The sequence below is a fragment of the Mariniflexile sp. genome (assembly GCF_052728615.1).
The window spans coordinates 23,418-29,899 of the sequence record NZ_JBFVFE010000050.1 but is presented as its reverse complement, the minus strand read 5'-3'; the positions used below and the strand labels follow the sequence as shown (position 1 = coordinate 29,899).

4 protein-coding genes are annotated in these 6,482 nt (G+C 36.4%); all 4 read right to left on the bottom strand.

The window, feature by feature from the left end; genetic code table 11:
* Positions 1-72: 72 nt before the first annotated feature.
* Positions 73-909 carry an alpha/beta hydrolase family protein gene (locus ACU1LP_RS15375; protein ID WP_445736720.1) on the bottom strand — a complete coding sequence of 279 codons (837 nt, stop codon included), beginning with the start codon at positions 907-909 and terminating at the stop codon, positions 73-75.
* Positions 910-3,669 carry a PD-(D/E)XK nuclease family protein gene (locus ACU1LP_RS15370; protein ID WP_445736719.1) on the bottom strand — a complete coding sequence of 920 codons (2,760 nt, stop codon included), beginning with the start codon at positions 3,667-3,669 and terminating at the stop codon, positions 910-912.
* Positions 3,670-3,742: 73 nt separating this feature from the next.
* Positions 3,743-5,134, bottom strand: a complete 1,392-nt coding sequence (locus ACU1LP_RS15365; protein WP_445736718.1) for an OmpA family protein — start codon at positions 5,132-5,134, stop codon at positions 3,743-3,745.
* Between the two features lie 144 nt (positions 5,135-5,278).
* The gene (gene kbl, locus ACU1LP_RS15360; RefSeq protein WP_445736717.1) at positions 5,279-6,472 is read right to left on the bottom strand and encodes a glycine C-acetyltransferase; all 1,194 of its coding nucleotides are present in this window, start codon (positions 6,470-6,472) and stop codon (positions 5,279-5,281) included.
* Between the last annotated feature and the right edge of the window lie 10 nt (positions 6,473-6,482).

The window sequence follows — 6,482 nt, the reverse complement described above, 5'->3', positions numbered from 1 at the left end:
TGTTAATAAAATTACTTAAATTGTTAATGAAGCACTGTTTTATGCAAAACCGATATATTTGCTACTGATTAGTTACAAAAAATGTATAACTTTATTTATTGCTTCCGTTAAATGATTCGGTAATATATTATTTTCCCACGGATGATGTGCTCCAAAAACATGATTAGCGCCATCAATTATTTCTAAGGTACTTTTTGGGTTCCATCTATGGAGATTTTCAGCTTCGGCCATAAAAACACTAGTATCGTCGTTTCCATGAACAATAAGCTGCGGTATTTTTAAATTAGAAACGGCTCGTTTTATGGTTAAACGATTTTCATTCATTACAAAATCTTCATAAAATTGATAAAAATGGGGCATTTGCTGTTTGGTCCTGCCATTTAAAACGTATGTAACACCGTCGGTTTTCCAGGATTCCAGATCGCCTAAGGCTGCGGTTCTTTTTCCAAAATCACAAACACCGGCCAACGTAATGAGTTTTTTAATTCTTGGGTCTTCTTCTGCCTTAATTGAAACGATGCCACCACCACGGCTATGTCCAATAAGCGACAGATTGTTTATATCTGCCATTTTTTGCAGGTCAGGATTGCTATAAACCCAATCGATAACCGATTGCAAATCGTCCAATTCCTTGGTGTAATTATTGTTGCCAAAAGCTTCCAAATCCGGGAAATCAATGGGCTGCTCCACAGTGCCGCCATTATGCGAAAAATTGAATTTTATAAAAAAGAAGCCGGCCACAGCAAATGCATCGGCCATTAAATTCCAAGCGCCCCAATCTTTAAATCCCTTATACCCATGGCAAAAAACAATAATGGGCAAATCCGTTTTGTTTGAAACGTAAGTGGTATCAATTAAAATGGGTTTTTCGTGTTTACCGTTAATGACTATGTGCTGTTTGTTTATCATTTAAACTTCTTTTTCTTCAAAAGGGATATTAGGATTACAAATTTCTAAAATGAGGTGCTTTAATTCAATTTCAAAATCATCAAGTGTTTCCTGGGTTATTAACGAGTCTTTTTTTGCGCCATTTCCGTTTTTATCTTTCTTTGAAAATTTCAAAAATCCTGCACTTAAGTTTTTAAAAGAAATAATACCCGCTTCAACAGGCATCTTCATAGTGCCCTGAAGTTGCATCATAAACGCATAAGCAAGTACTTGAAAGGACTTGCTGTACTTTTTGTAGTCGGTGGTCAAATCTTCCCAATCCACAATTTCAACATGGCTTTGTTCTACTTTTCCTGTTTTGTAATCTATAATTCTGGTCGTGCCATTATATGCATCGACTCTATCCACTTTTCCAACCAGTTTTATAGGAAAATCAAGTTCTGGGATATCAACAATAACTTCGCTATTCGCTTCAACAGCTAGTATTTTTATTTGATTTCCTTCGTTTAGATCTTTAATTTCCAAATCGAGGAAGTTGGACACATACCGTTTGGCAATTTCAAAAATTATCAAGTTTTTTCCTTTGGTAATATCACCTTCTTTGTATTCGTTTTTAAAATGAAAGCTTACTTTTTCCTCAATATTCGATTTTAATTTTTTTATAATTTCAACCGTTAAATAACTTCCTATTAATGGTTTATAAAAATCCTCCAACGTATTATGCACCACGGTACCTAAAGTATTGGCGGCAACGGTTTCCTCAACCTCATCATGTTCCTTGATTTTTAAAATTTTCTGATAATAAAAATCAATGGGATTTCTAATATAAGAGCTAAGCGATGAAGGTGAGAATCCTTTTTCGGCAACCGTGGCAATTTTGTTTATAAGGTCATCATTTTTTTCAACGGTATTTAATGAAGGCTCAATGATGGGTACTTGTGGCACTATGATTTGATGGTTTATTTTATGAATGCCCTCAAGTTCCAATTGTGCAATGAATCGGCTTTTTTCGCCCCCCGTTAAAATATCGGCTTCGGTATTGTAAAGTATGTACACGTTTTTGGCACGTTGCAATAAGCGGTAAAAATGATAGGTGTACACCGCATCTTTTTCTTTGTAGGTTGGAAGTTTGTTTTCCAATTTCACATCAAAAGGAATAAAGGAATTGTTGCTTTTTCCTGACGGAAGGATGCCCTCGTTTACCGAGGAAATGATAACGGTTTCAAAATCCAAAACACGCGATTCCAACATGCCCATAATTTGTAAACCTTGTAAAGGCTCCCCTTGAAAATCCAGGGTTTCAGAACTTAATAATTCTTTATAAATGCTGAATAAGGTGGAGACGTCTTTAATATGTTGGTATTCTGAGTTTAAGCGGAACAACTCATTGAACAATTCATTAAAACGGTACAAATACTCCAACGGAAGTAAATTGGAGTCTTTATTTTTATCCAAATGGCCTTTAATGGTTAGAATTAACCCAAAACAATTTTTCAGGGCCAAATCGATTGAAACCTCCCAATTTGAAAACAATAGATCTATAACCTTGCTTGATGCATTGGCTATTTGTTTTAAACGTTCGGTAGAAACATAAATAATATTATTGTCCTCTATGGTTTCAATTATTTTGGAAGCATAGTCAACCGATTCCACATAAAACAAAGGGCGTATAAACTGGTGGGAAATGATATTAATAACATCTTTGTAATAAAAAGTGTTTGAAGGCTTTTTATGCAGATGGAACAAGGCTTCAAACAACGACGCCAAAGGGATTGATTTTAATGGAAACCCCATGGTAATATTGAGTGCCTCTACATTTTGGGGCAGCGAATTAAGCACAGGAACCAATAAATTTTCATCGCCTAAAACTACGGCGGTGTTTTGTAACGATGGCTGTTCTTGTTTCAAATTTTTTAAAAGTGCCCCAATGTATTTTGCTTGCCCTATATTTTTTGGAATTCCAAAAATAGAAATGTTCTTTTGGGTGGAATAATTTGTTGTCACCCAATTAAAAGGGTTGTTTTTAAAATATGGCCAATGTGCTTTGTGGTGTCGTGTAAATAATGCGGCATCATGGTTTTCATTGTTAATAAAAACAGCATCAATGTCCCAATACACTTGTGCCAAATTATTTTGGAGCAATTCCTGCACGATAGTTTCCTCGGCGGTGTTTAGCGCATTGAACCCTAAAAACACATGTTGTTTTTTAGGGTTGGTTTGAATGTATGCTTCTAAATTTTCAACTGCTTCTCTATAAACCAACCCTTGATAGCCCATTTTTTTGTTTAGAAGCTGCTCTGTAAAATGCTTGTAATGCAGATGGAGCTTATTCCAAAATGACAAATAGTTTTTAACAAACTCGGTTTTGTTTGTTTCTAACGACCAATGGTTTAAATCTTGAATGGCGCTTAGGTATTCAAATATTTTTTTCTGGGGAATTAGATAACGATCTATTTCATTAAAATCTTGAAGTAAAATTTGTGCCCATTTTGAAAACGTTTCGAAGGAATCTGGCCCAGAATCTTTTGTTAGTTGCTTATAGGTGCTATAAAATTGAAAAAGAAGCTCTGTGTTTGAGATGGTTTTGAGCTGCGATAACTCTTCTACAAACTCTTCAATACTAATAATTATAGGCGAAAAAATAGTTTGGTTTGCAACCTCGGAAAGTTGATGTTTTAAAAAAAGCCCAGATCTTTTACTGGGTAAAACAAAGGTTAATCCGGAAAGATTCGCGTGCTTGTTTTGCAAGTCTTTTAAAACATCAAAAATGAAAGTTGCCATGGTATAAAAATAAAAAACGCTTCGGATATCCGAAGCGTTTTTAAACTTATTATTTTAGATCCTAAATAATTATTTATTTAGCCAAGTTAATTTCAACACGTCTGTTGTTAGCTCTACCTTTACTGGTGTTATTAGTATCAATTGGTTTAGTTTCACCGTAACCAAGTGCAGAAAGCCTAAATTCATCAACGCCATTTTTAACTAAATAATCTTTAACAGATAATGCTCTAGCCTCAGATAATGTATGATTTAATTTATCGCTACCAACACTATCAGTATGACCTTCAACCGTAAATTTAGAATTAGGGTATTCGTTAAGTATTTTAATAATATCAGCCAATACTGCTTCAGATTGAGATTTGATAGTAGATTTTCCAGTATCAAACAAGATCGTTTTAGCGTAAGCATTCAAGGTTTTTTGAATTTCTGCAGAAACTTCAGGACAACCATTGTTGGCAACAGTTCCTTTTACTTTAGGACATTTATCGTCTTTATCCAATACGCCGTCACCGTCAGTATCTGGCCAAGGACAACCTTTATTTGCAGCAGGACCAGCAGTAGTAGGACAAGCATCGTCAGCGTCCGTTACCCCATCTCCATCAGCATCAGGACAACCAGCTAAAGCTTTTAATCCAGCAACTGTAGGACATTTGTCATCTTTATCGGCAATACCATCACCGTCAGTATCAGGACACCCGTTTAACGCAGCTAAACCAGCTTCGTTTGGACAAGAATCCTTACTGTCTTCAATACCATCACCATCCGTATCAGGACAGCCATTGAAAGCAGCGATACCTTTAACATCCGGACAAGCATCATCCTTATCAAAAATACCATCACCGTCAGTATCAACTCCACCAAATTTGATGGAAATACCAGCGGTATGTTGGAAATGGGTTTGCAAATAATCTTCAAACGCATATTTGTATGAAGATTGAACAGTTAAACCAATGTTGTCGTTAAACCAAAGGTTGAAACCTATCGTACCATTTAAAGTACCTGCACCAATTTCATCTATCCAAGTGTAACCACCACCAACACCTAAATAAGGGTCGAAAGTTTTTCCTTCCAAGAAGTTGTATTTAATGGTACCATCCAGACCATAATAAGACCAATCATCAACATTGTTGGTTGCATCAGGTGAAACACCTACTTTATCGCCCCATTTGTCAATTTTATTCAACGATCCTGCTACTCCAAAAGAGAAACCATCACCTACATATTTCGATACCGAGATAGTTGATAACGATGGCAAGATGTTCCAGTGATCGGTTACATTAGCGAATTCATCAAAAATAGTTTTACCAAATTGGGCAGTACCAACCACACCATCCCCAGATGGATATGCATCAACTGCGTTTGCCCCTATGGTAATTTGCCATGGGTTGTTTTTGTCTTGCGCATTAGCGTTGCTATAACCAAGTACAAGCAACATAGCGAACAATAATCTGCTAAGATTTTTCATATTCAAAAGTTTAATTTTTAAGTGTTAATTATAAACAAAAGTAAGTTGTTAAATTTTATTAACAAAGACAAATATATAAAAAAATCGAATATTTCCTCAATTCATTGATATTTCAGAATGTTTTTATATAATTTCAGAATGTTTTTATATAATATCCATTAATTTCCCAATCTTAGTGAATGCAAGAATCGCCTTATCGATATGTTCTTTTGTATGCGCTGCGGATAATTGTACGCGTATTCTTGCTTTTTCTTTGGGGACTACAGGAAAAAAGAACCCAATAACATAAATCCCCTCGATTAAAAGCATATTTGCCATCTTTTGGGCCAATTTAGCATCATACAACATAACGGGGACAATGGCAGAATCGCCGTCAATGATAGCAAAACCAGCAGCTTTCATCCCTTTTTTAAAATAATTAGTGTTCCACTCTAGCGTATCCCTCAATTTGGTGTCATTTGCCAACATATCAAACACTTTTATGGAAGCACCAACAATGGCAGGCGCCAAGGAATTTGAAAATAAATAAGGCCTGGAACGCTGGCGCAACAGGGCAATGATTTCTTTTTTGCCCGTTGTATAACCACCCATGGCACCGCCCAATGCCTTTCCTAAAGTGCCGGTTATAATATCAACCCGACCCATAACACCTTTTTCCTCAAGGGTTCCACGCCCTGTTTTACCTATAAATCCTGCAGCATGGCATTCATCAACCATTACCAAAGCATCATATTTATCGGCCAGATCACATATTTTATCCAACGGCGCCACAACACCATCCATGGAGAACACGCCATCTGTGACAATTAGTTTAAAGCGAGCCCCATTTTTATCAGCATCTATAAGTTGTGCTTCCAAATCTTGCATGTTGCTATTTTCATAGCGGTATCGGGCTGCTTTACACAAACGGACCCCATCTATTATTGATGCATGGTTTAAAGAATCTGAAATAATGGCATCCTCCGCTCCCAATAAAGGTTCAAAAACGCCCCCATTGGCATCAAATGCTGCTGCGTATAATATGGTGTCTTCAGTTTGATAGAAATCGGCAATCTTTTGTTCCAATGCTTTATGGATATCTTGGGTTCCGCAAATAAAACGAACCGAAGACATGCCAAATCCATGTGTGTCCAAAGTATCTTTTGCCGCTTGGACCACGTCGGGGTGCGCCGATAAGCCTAGATAATTATTGGCACAAAAATTTAAAACGGTTTCGCCCGTGCTTAAAGTAATTTCGGCACCTTGTGAGGAACTGATGATACGTTCCTCTTTATAAAGTCCGTTGTTTTTTATGTCTTGAAGTTCTAACTGAAGGTGTTTTTTTAGTTTTCCGTACATAATTTTGCGT